This is a genomic window from Roseomonas gilardii subsp. gilardii (assembly GCF_023078375.1).
Taxonomy (GTDB): domain Bacteria; phylum Pseudomonadota; class Alphaproteobacteria; order Acetobacterales; family Acetobacteraceae; genus Roseomonas; species Roseomonas gilardii.
Genome location: NZ_CP095554.1, coordinates 1312289 through 1328256, shown reverse-complemented (window position 1 = coordinate 1328256; position 15968 = coordinate 1312289). Strand labels below are relative to the sequence as shown.

Annotated in this window: 15 protein-coding genes; 9 read left to right on the top strand and 6 right to left on the bottom strand. The window is 70.6% G+C overall.

The genetic code is table 11. The features are described 5' to 3' along the window. The first annotated feature begins 198 nt into the window (after positions 1-198). The 5 genes from MVG78_RS06015 (at position 199) to MVG78_RS06000 (ending at position 5335) form a co-directional block, all read left to right on the top strand. On the top strand, positions 199-2043 hold the full coding sequence (locus MVG78_RS06015) for an ABC transporter permease (RefSeq protein WP_247559073.1): 1845 nt from the start codon (positions 199-201) through the stop codon (positions 2041-2043). Between the two features lie 346 nt (positions 2044-2389). Then, positions 2390-2668, top strand: a complete 279-nt coding sequence (locus MVG78_RS21945) for an ATP-binding cassette domain-containing protein (protein ID WP_428480760.1) — start codon at positions 2390-2392, stop codon at positions 2666-2668. Further along, a complete protein-coding gene (locus MVG78_RS06010; protein WP_428480759.1) occupies positions 2626-3144 on the top strand; it encodes an ABC transporter ATP-binding protein in 519 nt (172 codons plus the stop codon). Before MVG78_RS21945 ends, MVG78_RS06010 begins: the two co-directional genes overlap by 43 nt. After that, positions 3144-3845, top strand: a complete 702-nt coding sequence (locus MVG78_RS06005; protein WP_247559071.1) for an ABC transporter ATP-binding protein — start codon at positions 3144-3146, stop codon at positions 3843-3845. Before MVG78_RS06010 ends, MVG78_RS06005 begins: the two co-directional genes overlap by 1 nt. Before the next feature lie 128 nt (positions 3846-3973). After that, on the top strand, positions 3974-5335 hold the full coding sequence (locus tag MVG78_RS06000) for an FAD/NAD(P)-binding protein (protein WP_247559069.1): 1362 nt from the start codon (positions 3974-3976) through the stop codon (positions 5333-5335). A 131-nt stretch (positions 5336-5466) separates the two neighbouring features. On the opposite strand, the gene MVG78_RS05995 is transcribed toward MVG78_RS06000, so the two are convergent. The 3 genes from MVG78_RS05995 to MVG78_RS05985 form a co-directional block, all read right to left on the bottom strand. Beyond that, positions 5467-5904 (bottom strand): HNH endonuclease, encoded by a 438-nt coding sequence (locus tag MVG78_RS05995; protein WP_247559067.1) that lies wholly within the window; start codon positions 5902-5904, stop codon positions 5467-5469. 171 nt (positions 5905-6075) lie between these two features. Continuing rightward, positions 6076-6438, bottom strand: coding sequence for a hypothetical protein (locus MVG78_RS05990; protein ID WP_247559065.1), 363 nt, complete (start codon positions 6436-6438; stop codon positions 6076-6078). Between the two features lie 133 nt (positions 6439-6571). Beyond that, positions 6572-7492 carry a helix-turn-helix domain-containing protein gene (locus tag MVG78_RS05985; RefSeq protein ID WP_247559063.1) on the bottom strand — a complete coding sequence of 307 codons (921 nt, stop codon included), beginning with the start codon at positions 7490-7492 and terminating at the stop codon, positions 6572-6574. Positions 7493-7609: 117 nt separating this feature from the next. Here MVG78_RS05985 and pobA point away from each other — a divergent pair, with 117 nt between their 5' ends. From pobA to MVG78_RS05965, 4 genes are all read left to right on the top strand, one after another. Further along, positions 7610-8821 (top strand): 4-hydroxybenzoate 3-monooxygenase, encoded by a 1212-nt coding sequence (gene pobA, locus MVG78_RS05980; RefSeq protein ID WP_247559061.1) that lies wholly within the window; start codon positions 7610-7612, stop codon positions 8819-8821. Between the two features lie 418 nt (positions 8822-9239). Continuing rightward, positions 9240-10325: an MFS transporter gene (locus MVG78_RS05975; RefSeq protein WP_247559059.1), complete on the top strand. Its 1086-nt coding sequence runs from the start codon at positions 9240-9242 to the stop codon at positions 10323-10325. Between the two features lie 178 nt (positions 10326-10503). After that, the gene (gene rph, locus MVG78_RS05970) at positions 10504-11247 is read left to right on the top strand and encodes a ribonuclease PH (RefSeq protein WP_247559057.1); all 744 of its coding nucleotides are present in this window, start codon (positions 10504-10506) and stop codon (positions 11245-11247) included. Beyond that, positions 11244-11870, top strand: a complete 627-nt coding sequence (locus MVG78_RS05965; protein ID WP_247559055.1) for a non-canonical purine NTP pyrophosphatase — start codon at positions 11244-11246, stop codon at positions 11868-11870. The genes rph and MVG78_RS05965 overlap by 4 nt, the downstream gene beginning before the upstream one ends. 12 nt (positions 11871-11882) lie before the next feature. Here MVG78_RS05965 and MVG78_RS05960 read toward each other — a convergent pair whose 3' ends face one another. The 3 genes from MVG78_RS05960 to MVG78_RS05950 all read right to left on the bottom strand — a co-directional run bounded on the left by MVG78_RS05960 (position 11883) and on the right by MVG78_RS05950 (position 15532). Then, positions 11883-13049, bottom strand: coding sequence for a lactonase family protein (locus MVG78_RS05960; RefSeq protein WP_247559053.1), 1167 nt, complete (start codon positions 13047-13049; stop codon positions 11883-11885). 30 nt (positions 13050-13079) lie between these two features. Continuing rightward, positions 13080-14069, bottom strand: coding sequence for a VOC family protein (locus MVG78_RS05955; protein WP_247559051.1), 990 nt, complete (start codon positions 14067-14069; stop codon positions 13080-13082). Positions 14070-14293: 224 nt separating this feature from the next. Beyond that, positions 14294-15532, bottom strand: coding sequence for a LysR family transcriptional regulator (locus MVG78_RS05950; RefSeq protein WP_247559049.1), 1239 nt, complete (start codon positions 15530-15532; stop codon positions 14294-14296). Positions 15533-15968 lie beyond the last annotated feature (436 nt).

The following is a 15968-nucleotide window of genomic DNA, read 5'->3' as shown; positions in this document are numbered from 1 at the left end:
GGAACAGCCGGACCTTTCCGCGCCCGGCATGAATGCCATACCCTTGCCGCTGCATCCCGACGGATTCGCGGCAGATTCCCCGGCGACGCTGCGGAAGCGATCCGCTATCGACGCGGGCATGGCAATCACCCATGACCTGCCGGAGAATTCTGGAGGATCGGCCGCCTCCGGAGCACCCGGGAAAGGCGCGCACGGCCCGTGACCGAAACCTTCCTGCCCACCCTGCTCACGGGGCTGGCCGGCGCCTCCTCGCTCTTCCTGGTGGCCTCCGGCCTGACGATCCTCTTCGGCGTCACGCGGATCGTGAACTTCTCGCATGGCAGCCTGACCATGCTCGGCGCCTATATCGGCTGGAGCATCCTGACGCGCCTGCCTCGCGATCCGGAATGGTTCGTGCTCGGCGTGCTGCTCACCATGCTCGCCACGGCGCTGATCGGCATGGTGCTGGAACTGGCGGTGATGCGGCGGGTGTACCGCGCGCCTGAACTGTTCCAGCTCCTGGCCACCTTCGGCGTGGTGCTGATCCTGCAGGATGTCACGCTCCGGCTCTGGGGGCCGGCGGAGCTTTCCCTGCCCCGCCCGCGCTGGATGCGCGGCTTCGTGGAGATCGCCGGCAGCCGCTTCCCCTTCTACGACCTGCTGCTGATCGGCGCCGGGCCGGTGGTGCTGGGCCTGCTCTGGCTGCTACTGCACCGGACGCGCTGGGGCACGCTGCTGCGCGCCGCGACGCTGGACCGCGAGATGGCGGCGGCGCTGGGCGTGAACCAGCGCCTGCTCTTCACCTCGGTCTTCGCCCTCGGCGCCGGGCTGGCGGGGCTGGGCGGCGTGCTGTCCCTGCCCAATGCCTCGGCCAACCTGCAGATCGACCTGTCGGTGATCACCGAGGCCTTCGTGGTCGTGGTGGTGGGCGGGCTGGGCAGCCTGGGGGGCGCCTTCCTGGCCAGCCTGCTGATCGGCGTGCTCCAGGCCTTCGGCGTGGCGCTGCTGCCGCAGAGCACGCTGGTGCTGGTCTTCCTGGTGATGGCGGTGGTGCTGGTGCTGCGCCCGAACGGCCTCCTGGGCCGCCCGCAGGCCGAGACGCGGGAGGCGGTGGCCGCAGCGCCGGTGATCCGCCCCGCCCCGCCCGCCCTGCGCGCGCTGGGCCTCGTGGCACTGCTGCTGGCCGCCTCCGCGCCCGTCTGGCTCGGTGACTACGCGCTCAGCGTGCTGACCGAGGCCTGCGTGGCGCTGGTCTTCGCGGCCAGCCTGCACTTCATGATGGGTCCGGGGGGGCTGGCCAGCTTCGGCCATGCCGCCTGGTTCGGCATCGGCGCCTATGCCGCCGGGCTGCTGGCCCAGACCCTGTCCGCCCCCATGCCGCTGGCGCTCCTGGCCGCGCCGCTCGCCGCCGGGCTGGTGGCGGCGGCCTTCGGCTGGTTCGTGGTGCGGCTCTCGGGCATCTATCTCGCGATGCTCACCCTGGCCTTCGCGCAGATCACCTGGGCCATCGCCTTCCAGTGGGTCGGGGTGACCGGCGGCGACAACGGGCTGCTCGGAATCTGGCCGGAGGGCTGGGCGCGCGACCCGCGCGCCTTCTACCTCCTGGCGCTGGCGCTGGGCGTGGGGACGGTGCTGCTGCTGCGCCGGATGCTCTACGCCCCCTATGGCTACGCGCTGCGCGCGGGCCGGGATTCGGCGCTGCGGGCGGAGGCGATCGGGCTCGACGTGGCGCGGCTGCGCATCCTGGCCCTGGCCCTGGCCGGGGCGGCGGCGGGCCTGGCCGGGGCGATCTTCACCTATGCCAAGGGCGGCGTCTTCCCGACCTATATCGCCATCCCGCATTCGGTGGAGGCCCTGCTGATGGTGCTGCTGGGCGGGCTCCAGACGATGAGTGGCCCGGTGGTCGGCGCCCTCGCCTATACCGGCCTCGCCGATCTCCTGGTCCGCAGCACCGATCTCTGGCGCCTCGTGCTGGGGGCCGTGATCCTGCTGGTCGTGGTGGCCTTCCCCGAAGGCATCGCCGGCGCGGCGCGGCGCCTCTGGCTGCGGGGGCGGGAAGCGTGAGCGGTGCCGTCGCACACCGGGGGAAAGGCTCCGCCGTCGACGCAGTGCGTCGACCCCCCGTACCTCCTGATCCGCCGGGCCCCTCAAGCTCCCATTGGGGGCCCTGGCCCCGGTTTGCTGGTTCTTTGCTGTCGGCCGGATCGCACTGGAGATCATGGCTCTCCGGCGACTGCCCGGGCGGCCCATGCGGACACCATGTTTCTTCTTCGGGAGCCCCTCCGCCCCGCCTGCCCTGCCGGATCGGGCCGGAGGCCGGCGGTGCCACCCGGCGCCCACTCAGGGCAGGGTCCGGGGGCAGGCGGAGCCGCCCCCGGGGCCAACCACACACACAACACCGGACCGGCGCATGAGCCTGCTCGTGGCGCAGGGCCTGCGGAAATCCTTCGGCGGGGTGGCGGCGGTCTCGGACGTCTCCTTCGCGCTGGAAGCGGGGGAGATGCTGGCGCTGATCGGGCCGAACGGGGCCGGGAAGTCCACCTGCTTCAACATGGTGGGCGGGCAGTTGCGGCCGGATACCGGGTGCTTGATCCTGGAAGGGCGGGACATCACCGGCCTCTCGCCCCGCGCCGTCGCGCGGCGGGGGTGGGGCGGACCTTCCAGGTCACCGCCACCTTCGGCTCCATGACACTGCGGGAGAATGTGCAGCTCGCCCTCCTGGCACGGGAGGGGGAGATCTGGCGCTTCTGGCGCCCCCTGGCCGGTCGCCACCGGGCGGAAGCCGGGGCACTGCTGGAACAGGTCGGGCTAGCGGAACAGGCGGAGCGCGCAGCCGGGGTACTGGCCTATGGCGACCTGAAACGGCTGGAGCTGGCCGTCGCCCTGGCCGGAAAGCCGCGCCTGCTGCTGATGGACGAGCCCACCGCCGGCATGGCCCCGGCGGAGCGCGAGGCGCTGATGCGGCTGGTGCGGCGGATCGCCACGGAAGGGGGCATCGCCGTGCTCTTCACCGAGCATGACATGGACGTGGTCTTCGGTGTGTCCGACCGCATCCTGGTGCTGGACCATGGCAGGCTGATCGCGGAAGGGGACGCAGCCTCCATCCGCGCCGATCCGGCGGTGCGGGAAATCTATCTGGGAACCGGTGGCGGGGTGGCCGGCTGATGCTGGAACTGGTGGATCTGATCGGCGGCTATGGCCGCGCCCGCATCCTGCGGGGACTCTCCCTCCAGGTCGGGGCGGGCGAGTTGGTGATGCTGCTGGGCCGCAACGGCGCGGGCAAGAGCACCACGCTCAAGACCATCATGGGGCTGCTGCGGGCCGAGGGCGGCGGCATCCGCTTCGCCGGGCGGGAGATCACGGGCTGGGAGCCGCACCGCATCGCCCGCGCCGGCCTCGGCTATGTGCCGGAGGAGCGGCGGATCTTCACCGATCTCACCGTGATGGAGAATCTGGAGGTCGGCCGGCAGGCGCCACGCGAGGGGCTGCCGCCCTGGACGCCGGAACGGCTCTTCACGCTCTTCCCCAATCTCGGCCACATGCGCGACCGGCCGGGAGGACGGATGAGCGGGGGAGAGCAGCAGATGCTGGCCATCGCGCGCACCCTGATGGGCAATCCGCGCCTGCTGCTGCTGGACGAGCCGGGCGAGGGCCTGGCGCCGGTGATCGTGGAACAGATGGCGCAGGCGGTGCTGCGGCTGAAGGCCGAGGGGCTGACCATCCTGCTGGCCGAGCAGAGCCCGCATTTCGCCCGGGGCGTGGCGGACCGCGCGGTGGTGCTCGAGAAGGGCCGCGCCGTCTGGAGCGGGACGCCGGAGGCGCTGGCGGCGGACGAGGCGGCGCGGCGCCGCTACCTCGCCGTTTAGGCCCCGTTATGAGAATGGGGAATTTTCATCCCTATTCTCGCCTTTGCGCAAAAGATGCATCCTTTTCTGGGTCGGAACAGAGAATGGTTTGTTTGCCCGGCCCTGACCGGCTCCGCTAGGCTGCGCTCATGGATCAGCCGGTCGATATTGCCATCGTCGGCGGGGGCTTCACCGGGACCCTGCTGGCCATTCTCCTGCGCGCGAGGCTCCCGGCCGGGCGGCGGGTCCTGCTCTTCGAGCCGCGTTCCGAGCCCGGCCGGGGCCCGGCCTATGAGGAAGCGGGGCGCTGGCATGTCCTCAATGCTCCGGCCGGGGGCATGAGTGCCCTGGCCGGGGAGCCCGACCATTTCGCCCGCTGGCTGCTGCCGCAGCCGCCGGATGCCTTCTGTCCGGCGGAGGCCCGCGACAAGCCGGTGGCGCGCCGCTTCGTGCCGCGCCAGCTCTACGGGCGCTACATGCTCTCGCTGCTGGGGGAGGCACAGCGCGGCACGGGGGCGGAACTCACCCATGTGCCATGGGCCGTCACCGCGATCCGGCGCGGCGCGGAAGGGCTCTGGCACATCGAGGCCGGGGCGATGGCCTGCCAGGCCCATGCCTGCGTGCTCGCTCTCGGCAACCCGCCCGCCGCACCGGTCGAGGGGGCCTGCCAGGGCCTGTCCGAACTACGCGACCTGCCGCCGGATGGCGCGGTGCTGCTGTTGGGCAGTGGCCTGACCATGGCGGATCACCTGCTGGCCCTGCGCGCGCAGGGGCATCGCGGCGCGGTGCATGTGGTCTCGCGCCATGGCTGGCTACCTCTGCCCCACAGCGCCGCACCGCCCGGCACCATCTGGGATCTGGCGGAGCCGCCGAATCCCCCGACCGTGCGGGGCCTGTCGCGCTGGCTGCGGCGGGAGGCCGCGCGGGCCCGGGCCGAGGGCTGGCCCTGGCAGGCGGTGATGGATGCCGTCCGCCCGCGGGTCCAGGCGTTGTGGCAGGGCCTGGACATGATGGAGCGGCAGCGCTTCCTGCGCCATGCCCGCACCGCCTGGAACCTGCACCGGCACCGCATCGCGCCGGAGATCTCCACCATCCTGCGAGAGATGGTGGAGAGCGGTCAGGTGACGGTCCATGCCGCCCGGCTGCGCGGTTGCACCACCACACCGGATGGCAGGCTCCGCGCGATGCTGCGCCACCGGGACGGCCGGCGCGAGGTCCTGTCCGTGACGCGGCTGCTGCTCTGCACCGGCCCCGCCGGGGGCGCCACTGGCTCCGGCACCCGGCGACGGCGGAACTCCTCGCGGCGGGGCTGGCGCGGCTCGATCCGCTGGAACTGGGCCTCGATACGGCGCCCGGCAGCGCCGCCGTCCTGGACCGGGACGGCCGGGCCGTACCCGGCCTCCATGCCATCGGCCCCTGTGCCCCGGGCGGCCTCTGGGAAATCACCGCCGTGGCAGAGATCCGGCGGCAAGTGGCCGATCTGGCCGAAAGCCTGGCGCCAGCCCCCCTGACTTCGCCGTCATGGGCGGGCGCGGCAACCCGCGGAGAGTCGTAGCGCTTCGGCGACGGGCCGCCTCCCCTCCCATGGAAAAGGTGCCGCCCAACGGAAGCGGGAGAGGCCTGAACGCCTCTCCCGCAAGGTTCAACGCGGCCTTTTGCCGCGGCACCAGCCGAGCCTGTCCGCCCGGTCCACGTTGCAGCGGCGGCAGGCGACGGCGAGGTTGCAGGGACGGTTCCCGCCGCCCTGCTTGCGCGGCAGGATGTGCTCGAAGCTCGGCCGGTCGTCCGGGTCCGGCGCATCCGCATACATCCGCTTGCCGCAATGGCAGCAGCGGTGGTTCTGCTCCGCCGAGAGCCTTTCGCGCAGCCGTGGCGAGTTCCACTCCACGAAGCCGTGCAGCCGCGCCTCCTCCGACAGCAGCGCCCGGTGATAGGCTTCCCAGTCGTTCACCGCGCTGCTGGTCGGATAGCATTGCCCCCGGTGCCGCGCCCAGGCCAGGTCGCGCTCCCGGGCAAACGGATCAGGCTCGGCGTCCCGGGCGCCAGCGGAACGGCTGGCGGCTTGGGCGATCCTGTTCATGCTGTCTGCGCGTGGTGACGCCTCCCTGTCAGGAAGGGGATGGCCATGGGGAAGAATCCCCGGCCGCCGGTCTCAGGCGGACAACCCGGCTGTGGGTGTTCCGCCCGGGATACGGCCGCCAGGAAGGGCTTGGGGTCCTTCCCCGTGGCGCGCCCCCTCCGCCCACCGCCCTTAGCGGTTGGCGAGCATGGAGTGCTGCGGCACATGAGGGCCGGTGCCGAAGCCGCCGCCCACCGCGCTGGAGCCCGAGCCCGAGAAGTCGGTGGGCGAGGCACCCACGCTGTTCTGCGTCACCATCACCCGCTCGGCGACGTAGGGCGAGCCGATGCCGACGGCCGAGGAGCCGGAGTTGCTGACATTGAGCGGCGTGGCGCCGGCGATGGCACGGGTGGTGGCCTCGTAGGAAGGGGTGCCGTTCACGCTGGAGGACCCGGAATTGGAGAAGTCGGTCACTTCGGCATGGGCCAGCGGGGCGAAGGCACCCAGCGAGAGGGCCAGGGCGGCGGCGGCAAGGCGGCTGGAAATCCTGAACATGGTATCGTTCCTGTCTGCCCGGCGAGCCCTATTGCCCGACCGGTGACAGGGATATGGAGCATCCTAATTATCTTTTCCATGGGCCAAATTTTGAGGATTATCATCACATAAATTGACGATTCTGCTGTCCACCTCAAGAACCTTCCGCTCCGGCCGGCTCGCTCCAGGAGGCCCGGCGCCGGAAGGCAGCGGGCGACATTCCCTCCTGCCGGGTGAAGGCCCGCGAGAAATAGGCGGGGTCGAAGCCGAGCTGGAAGGCGATCTCCGACACGCTGAAGGCCGTGTAGGCCAGCAGGCGGCGCGCCTCCAGCATCAGCCGCTCCTGGATCAGTTGCAGAGGCGATTGTCCGGTCACGGCACGGCAGGCGCGGGTCAGCGTGCTGGGTGTGACCCCCAGCCGGCGGCAATGTTCCGGCAGGGTCAGGTGCTCGGCGAAATGCGCTTCCAGATGAGCCCGGAAACGGTCCACCAGCACCGATTGCGGCGAGGGCCGCTGGCGGGCGGACGCCTCTTCCGCGAAGCTGCGCCGCAACAGCGACAGGATCAGCAGCACCCACCCTGCCATCGCCGTGTTGCGTCCCGGGCCGGTGCGGCGGAATTCCGCCTCCAGCGCCTGGAAGGCGCCGTTCAGCGCCTCGATCAGAGGCTCATGCCCGGCCAGGCCGAAGCTGAAGGGGCCCACCGGCCAGGGCTCCGGCATCAGTTGCAACGCCGAGCCCAGCAGGGAATCCGTCAGCGTCAGCACATGCCCGGCACTCCAGGGAGCGAAGCGGAAGCCATGCACCGCGCCGGGCGGCATGTAGATCAGGAAGGGCGCCTCGAAAGCCTGGGCCTGGCCTTCGCGCAGGATCAGGCCACCGCCCGCCGAGAGCCAGAAGACCTGTCCCAGGGCACGGTGCCGGTGTGGCCGGATATTCCAATCATGCGGGTGGCTCCGGACCATCAGTGTTTCCAGATGCACCGGGTCCAGCACCGGCCGCGGCTGCGCTTCCCCGTAAAGGTCGTAGGTGGGGACGGCGGGCGGTCCGGACGGGGCGGATGCGGTTGGAGGCATGGCGGCCTTCTCCGGCGCTTTGCCTGAAAAGTCCAATTCAATGCGATAAAATTGCCTTGTTCCGCACCGCCGGCCTGCGCCATCTCTTCTATAAGATTGAGGATCAGGGAGGCATCCATGCGCCAGCGCACACAGGTCGCGATCATCGGGGCCGGACCGGCCGGACTGCTGCTGTCCCAGCTCCTGCACTGCGCCGGGATCGACTGCATCGTGCTGGAGCGGCGGGACCGCGCCTATGTGGAGAGCCGCATCCGGGCCGGCGTGCTGGAACAGGGCACGGTCGACCTGCTGGCGCAAGCGGGCGTCGATGCGCGGCTCCGGCAGGAGGGGCTGGTGCATGACGGCTTCCGCGTCGCGCTGGACGGCGAGACCTTCCGTGTGGACATGCGCCAGCTCACCGGCAAGGCGGTGACGATCTATGGCCAGACCGAGGTCACGCACGACCTGATCGAGGCGCATGTGGCGCGCGGCGCGGCCCTGGTCTTCGAGGCCACCGATGTCGCGCTGCACGGCCTCGACAGCGAGGCACCCCATGTCACCTACCGCCATGGCGGGGAGGAGCACCGGATCGACTGCGACCATGTCGCCGGCTGCGACGGCTTCCACGGCGTGTCGCGCGCCAGCATCCCCGAGGCACTGCGCACGCATTTCGAGCGCGTCTACCCCTTCGGCTGGCTCGGCATCCTGGCCGACGTGCCGCCCTGCGACCACGAGCTGATCTATTCCAACCACGAGCGCGGCTTCGCGCTGGCCAGCATGCGCTCGGCGACGCGCAGCCGCTACTACGTCCAGGTTTCGCTCGACGAGAAGCTGGAGGACTGGCCGGACGAGCGCATCTGGGACGAGCTGGTGATCCGCCTGGGCGACGAAGCGGCGCGGACCATGGCGCGCGGCCCCTCGATCGAGAAGAGCATCGCGCCGCTGCGCTCCTTCGTGAGCGAGCCGATGCGCTACGGCCGCCTGTTCCTGGCCGGCGACGCCGCGCATATCGTGCCGCCCACCGGCGCCAAGGGGCTGAACCTCGCGGCCTCGGATGTCGGGCTGCTGGCCGCGGCGCTGATCGCGAAGCACCGCGACGGGTTGGCCGCACCGCTGGAGACCTATTCCGCCCGCGCCCTGTCGCGGGTCTGGAAGGCGGAGCGCTTCTCCTGGTGGTTCACCAGCCTGACGCACCGCTTCCCCGACATGGACGGCTTCGCGCGGCGCATGCAGATCGCGGAACTGGACTATATCCGTGGCTCGCAGGCCGCCCAGACGGTGATGGCCGAGAACTATGTCGGCCTGCCGATGGAGATGCCTGTCCTGCACAAGACGCCGCTCGCCGCCTGATCCCCGTCCCGCAGCCGGCCTGACGGTCCGGAGCCGTGCCTCCCCCTGGGGGCTATACGGCTCCGGGCCGAAAGCATATGCGGCCGGGCCACTCCCGACGTGCAACAACGGAAGCCTTTCGAGGAACCCGGAAAGAACACCATGCAGCCAGGCCGCGAGACCGACATCCAGGACTTCCTGGACTCACAACCCTTCTCCCCGTTCCAGCGGATCATCTTCGCCCTCTGCTTCACCATCGTGCTGCTGGATGGCTTCGACACGGCCGCCATCGGCTACATCGCCCCCTCGCTGATCGCGGAATGGGGCGTCTCCCGCCCGGCCCTGGCGCCGGTGCTGAGCGCCGCGCTCTTCGGCCTGGCCGCCGGCGCGCTGGCCGCCGGGCCGCTGGACGCTCGCCGACCGCTTCGGGCGGAAGGCGGTGCTCACCGGCTCGGTGCTGGTCTTCGGCATCGCCTGCCTGATGTCGGGCTATGCCGGCAGCCTGGACCAACTGGTGGTCTGGCGCTTCCTCACCGGCCTCGGCCTGGGCGCCGCCATGCCGAACGCGGTGACGCTGATGAGCGAGTTCTGCCCGCGCGGGCGGCGCGCCACCATCGTCAACGCCATGTTCTGCGGCTTCCCGCTGGGCGCGGCCTTCGGCGGCTTCCTGGCCGCCTGGATGATCCCGCTCTGGGGCTGGCGCAGCGTGCTGCACCTGGGCGGCGTGGTGCCGCTGCTGCTGGCGGTGCTGCTGCTCCTGCTGCTGCCGGAATCGGTGCGCTACATGCTGGCCAAGGGCGCCCCGGCGGAACGCGTGCGCGCCGTGCTGCGCCGCATCTCCGCCTCGGCCGACCAGGTGGGCCGCTTCGTGAACCTGGAGACGCAGCAGGTGGCGGCCGGCAAGGGCGGTATCGCCACCATCCTGTCGCCGCGCTTCGTGGTCGGCACGGTGATGCTGTGGATCGCCTATTTCATGGGGCTGGTGATCTTCTACGCCCTGGTGAACTGGATGCCAGTGCTGTTCGGCGATGCCGGCATGCGCCCGGCCACGGCGGCGATGATCTCGGCGCTCTTCCCGCTCGGCGGCATCGGGGCGATCTTCTTCGGCTGGCTGATGGACCGCTTCAACGGCAATTCCATCATCGCCGCCGGCTTCCTGCTGACTGCGCTGTCCATCGCCGCGATCGGGCAGGTGACGGGCAACCCGCCGCTGCTGATCCTGGCGGTGCTGGTGGCGGGCACGCTGATGAACACGGCGCAGTCCTCGCTGCCGGCCCTGGCGGCGGGCTTCTACCCGACCCAGGGGCGCGCCACGGGGGTCGCCTGGATGCTGGGCCTCGGGCGCTTCGGCGGCATCGCCGGCTCCTTCCTGGTGGCCGAGTTGTCGCGCCATCAGCTCACCCTGGGCAGCCTGTTCCTGGTGCTCGCCGTGCCGGGCCTGATCGCCGCCGCGGCGCTGGTGGTGAAGCGGCTGGCACATCCCGCGACCCTGCCGGCGGGCGAGGGCGTCGTGCTCGGCCACTGACAAGGCCCCTGACCGGAGTCATTCCTCACGGGGACCGGCTCCGGCCCCCCTCCTTCCGCCCGCGCCCCGGGGTGGCGGGTGGATCGGCGGTTGACACCCGGCCCCGTCGCGCCGATGCCTCCGCCCGGACAGGATGGCCCTTACCAGGACCATCCCGACCGGACGACGGAGTTGCCCCATGCCATCCCCCACGTCGCGCCCCTCCGGCCGCGCCCCCGACGCTCTGCGCCCCGTTTCCATCGAGCCCGGCGTGGCCCGCCATGCCGAAGGGTCCTGCCGCATCCGCATGGGCCTGACCGAGGTGCTCTGCACCGCCAGCGTGGAGGGCCGGGTGCCCGGCTTCCTGCGTGGCAAGGGCCAGGGCTGGGTGACGGCGGAATACGGCATGCTGCCCCGCGCCACGCATCAGCGCGGCGACCGCGAGGCGGCGAAGGGCAAGCAGTCCGGCCGCACGCAGGAGATCCAGCGCCTGATCGGCCGTTCCCTGCGCGCCGTGACCGACCGCGCCGCCATGGGCGAGATGAGCGTGGTGCTGGACTGCGACGTGCTGACCGCCGATGGCGGCACCCGCTGCGCCGCCATCACCGGCGCCTGGGTGGCGCTGCACCTGGCCTTCGAGCATTGCCGGCGGATGCGCATCCTGTCGCGCAATCCGCTGACCGGGCAGGTGGCCGCCGTCTCGGCCGGGCTGTGGCAGGGCGAGACGGTGCTCGACCTCGACTATGCCGAGGACAGTGCCGCCGGGGCGGATGCCAATTTCGTGCTGACCGATGTCGGCGGGATCGTCGAGATCCAGGCCACGGCGGAGGCCGAACCCTTCACCCCGTCGCAGTTCGACGGCCTGCTCGCCCTGGCCCGGCGCGGCACGGAGGCGCTTTTCGCCGCGCAGCGACAGGCCATCGCCGAGGGAGCCACCGCATGACCCGCCGCCTGATGGAGAAGCGCCTGATCCTGGCCACCCACAATGCCGGTAAGGTGCGCGAGGTCGCGGCCCTGCTGGCCCCCTGGGGGCTGGAGGTGACGGGGGTCGGCGATCTCGGCCTGCCGGAGCCGGAGGAGACGGAGACCAGCTTCCTCGGCAATGCCCGGATCAAGGCGCTCGCCGCTGCCACGGCCACGGGGCAGGTGGCGCTGGCCGATGATTCCGGCTTCTCGGTCGCCGCGCTGGACGGGATGCCGGGGGTCTGGACCGCCGACTGGGCGAAGCAGCCCGACGGCACGCGCGACTATGCCAAGGCCATGGCCGAGGTCGCCCGCAAGGCCACCGAGGCCGATCCGGAGGGCAAGAACCGTGGCGCCTGGTTCTCCTGCGCCCTGGTCCTCGCCTGGCCGGACGGGCATACGGAAGGCTTCCTGGGCGAGGCGCATGGCACCTGGATCTGGCCGGGCCGGGGCAACCAAGGCCATGGTTACGACCCGATCTTCGTGCCCGCGGGGGAGGTGCTGAGCTTCGCCGAGATGGAGCCGGCGCGGAAGAACGCGATCAGCCACCGCGCCCGTGCCTTCGCCCTGCTGGCCGGGGCCTGCCTGCCGCCGCTGCCCTGACGCGGATGCCTCCTACCGCGCCGCATCCCGCGGCGGGTAGAAGGCGAAGCTCACGGGCTTCGGCACCGTCAGGGCATTCCCTGTGCCGGTGAGCCGGCCGGACGCCGCGTCCACCGCGAACTGGACGACGGTGTCGGACGCCTCGTTGGCCACCAGCATCCACCGCCCCGATGGATCGATCGCGAAGCTCCATGGGGAATGGCCGCCGGCCGGCACGCGCTGCACCTCCCGCAGCGCCCCCGATGGCCGGTCGATCGCATAGACCACCAGGCTGTCGGAGGCACGGCTGGAGGCGTAGAGGAAGCGCCCGTCGCCCGAGACGGCGACCTCGGACGAGTTCCTGTCGGCGCCGCTATCGGGGGGATCGATCGCGGTGTGGGACAGCGGGGTCAGCCGGCCCTCCCGCGCGTCCCAGCGATAGGTGTGGATCTCGCCGCTCAGCTCGGTGTTGAGGAAGGCGAACTGGCCATCCGGCGAGAAGACGAGATGCCGCGGCCCGGAACCGGGCGGCAGGGCCTCCGACGCGGGGCTGGCCGGTGACAGCAACCGTGTCGCCGCATCGAAGCGGTAGAGGAAGACGCGGTCCGCGCCCAGATCCGGCACGAGCAGGAAGTTCCCCCCGGGATCGACCACGACGGCATGGGCATGCGGCCCCTTCTGCCGGCGGTGCGGGCCGGAACCGGCATCGACCTGAACCGACCGCACGCCCGCCAGCAATCCATCTGCCAGCACGGGGATCGCGCTCACCTGCCCGCCGCCGTAATTCGCCACGAACAGGGTTTGCGACCGGGCCTCATAGGCCAGATGCGTCGCACCGCCGCCCCCCGAATCCGCATGGCCCAGCGGGGTGAGCCCTCCTGTCGAAGGGTCGATCAGGAAGCTGTGGATGACGGCCTGGGTCTTGCCGTCATTGCCCATCTCGCTGACCGAATAGAGGACCGCGCGCCCGGGATCGCTGGCCTGCCAGGTCGGGCGCTCGATCCGCGCGGCGAAGGAAGGCCCCGTCAGGGCCCCCGTGCCCTGGTCGAGGCGGGCCATGAAGAGGCCCTCGCCGGGGCCCGGCCCGCCATGCGTGCCGATATAGACCAGGGCCCCGGCCTCCTCCGCGCGCACCGGAGACGGTGCGGCGTTCAGGAGCACGGCCGGGAGCAAGGCGATGTGCAGCAGCCGGCGCATCATGGGACGGCATCCTCCTTCCGCGCGGGCGGCTCACGTGCCGCTGAGGGATGTCCATCGGGCGAGCGTGCCCCCCGCCGGCTCGATGCCGGTGAAGTGCGTCATCTGCTCCCGCCACTGCTGCGGCGGGCCACTGCCCCAGGGCACCAGCGAGATGCCCTGGGTCGAATCCCAGGCATTCGGCACGTCCTCCGGGTCCATGAACTGCATGGGCGGCAGGATGAACTCGATCCTGTGCCCGTCCGGGTCGCGGAAATAGAGGAAGATCCCGTTGGGCGGCCCATGCCGGCCCGGCCCATGCTCGACATCGCGGCCATAGCCGAGATTGCCGGCGATATCAGCCGCCCGCAGCATCGTCTGCAGATCGGACACGACGAAGGCCACGTGATGCAGGCGCGGCCCGGCGGCCTGCGCCAGGACGATGTCGTGCGGGTTGTTCTTGCGCGTGAGGAAGATACTCAGCAGTTTGCCGGTCTCGGCATGGGTCGTGTACTTGGACGGGCGGAAGCCCAGCCCCATGAACTTCGCCACGGTGCCCGGCACGTCCGGCACGACGCACTGGTAGTGATCGAGCCGGAGCGCCCGCCCGCCTTTCTGCGCCGGGAAGTTGTTGAGCGTCCGGGGCAGGACCGGCATGCCGGAGCACAGTTCGATCGGCGGCGTGCCCGGCCCGAAGGAGGTGAGCAGCGTCGGCCCCTGATGGGCGCGCTCCACGAACCCGGCGGTGCCGCCGGCGGCGATGAAATGGTCGCGCGCGCGGTGCAGGTCCGCCTCGGAGGCGACGCGCATCCCCAGGCATTCGGCGGAGGGGCCATCCTCCGACGCGGCGAGGACGACGCTGTGATGACAGCTTTCCTCGATGCCCCGCAGATAGGCGACGTTGCCTTCCTGGTCGCTGACCACCAGGCCGAGCACCTCGGTGTAGAAGCGGAGGCTCTTATCCAGGTCCCTGACGCGGTACCTCACATGGCTGGACCGCGTGATGTTGAAGGGCGGTGAAAGCTCTACCTTCGGAATGGACACCCGATCCTCCTGACACGCTCTTCTATCGGCACGCCGCCGGGCACCATGTCACGGAGACGGTGGCCGAGAGGCGTGACGTCCTCTCGCATCGCGTCGTCCATGGCCGACCGGGCCGGTTTGTGCCGCTGCCGCAAACTACCATCGGCAAAAAGCGGCGGCCCGATTGATTTTCGGGCCGGCGCGATCGGTTGTCACACGGCCCTACAACCGCATGGCCGGGCGGCTCATCCCACCACCCGCAGGTGACGGCGCCCGTTCACCGTGTGGACATGGCTGCGGACGAGCGCGATGAAATCGGCATGCAGCCGGGTGGGCAGCCAGTTCGAGCGCATGGTGATGCCGATCGACGGCGCCTGCCCGGCCGGCTCGAAAGGCAAGGCCCGCAGGCGGCTATCGGCGTATTGCAGCTCGTAGGTCGTCATCAGCGTCACGCGGTCGCTGCGCTCCAGCAGCCGCCGGATCACGGGCGTCGCGCAGGTGGCGATCTGCGCCTGCGGGCCCTGGCGGCCGGCGAACATCCGCTCGAAGCAGCGCCTGCGGCTCGATCCGGGGGTGCCGATGATCCAGTCGCAGGCGACCAGATCCTCGATCGTGATGCGGTCCTTCGCCGTCAGCGGATGGCCTTGCCGGACCACGACCAGATAGGGCGTCTCGGCGAAGGCCTCGCTCGTCAGCTCCTCGTTATGCATCTCAGGCAGCAGGCCGACCACGAGATCGACATCGCCGGCGCGCAGGTTCTTCGCCATCTCCGCCGTGCTGTCGCTGACGATCTTGATATCCGCCTGCGGATGCGCCCGCAGGAAATCGTCGAGCGCGGAGGCGAGGAGGACGCTTCCGCCGAACGGCATCGCGCCGATCACGATCTGGCGGCTGACGCCGCCCCGGGCCGCCTCCAGCTCGTCGATGCCCATCTCGATCTCCTGCATGGCCAGCTTCATCTGCTGGCCGAAGCGGGCGCCGACCGGGCTGACGAGCATGCCCGCCGCGGTGCGGTAGAACAGGGAGACGCGGAGGCTCCCCTCCAGGTCCCGCGCGGCACGCTGGACCGAGGCGGAGGAAATGCCGAGCCCCCTGGCCGCCGCCTCGAAGGAGCCATGCTCGATCGCCCCGATCAGCGTCCGCACCTGCGACCGGGTCAGGCGGTTGACGATCGGCCGCGCAGAGGCCGCCGCCGCCGCGCCGGTGGCGATGACGGCGCGCTCCGTCTGATCGAAGAAGCGCTTCACGCGGGCGTGGAAGATCTCACCGAGTTCGTTGAGGTAGCTGCCACTCGCCCGGCGATCGACCAGCACCGCGCCGATCTGTTCCTCGAGCTTCGCGAGCGCCTGGGTCACGGCGGGCTGTGACAGGCCGCATCCCTCCGAGGCGCGGCGGACGCTCCTGAAATCGCCGATGGCCTCGAACAGGCGCAACTGGCGGAAGCTAAGCGCGGCAGCGGGTGTTTCGGCAGGCTGGCCCGGCATTCTTATATCCTCCCCGATATCTCTTTTCCGGAAATCCTATCGGGGAGGATGCGCGCGGCCAAGCATTTCGGCAGCCCGCCAATCGGTCATGATTGGGCTTAGCGCGCCAGGGCATTACCACAAAGTCATTCAATCATTGCCTTGAAATCAGCATGCTGATCGAAATGGTGGAATGCATGCAAAGGGAAACATGCGCCTTCCGGTCACGTGCGGAATCTATCACCCGGGCGCCGAATCTTATATCGCCGCAGCGCAAGATCAATCGTGCAATCCGGCGAATGGAGAGCACCGCTTCTATCGCCCGGCGTGACCGGACGGGATCTCTATAAGTTCTGCGTCGCGGCCGGTTCGTTTGATCGAGGTCGCGTTGACAGCCGCCAGGCCCGCTCGCTTCCCTCATGCCGATATCGGGGCCGTGCAGCAGGCCGGCCCAGGC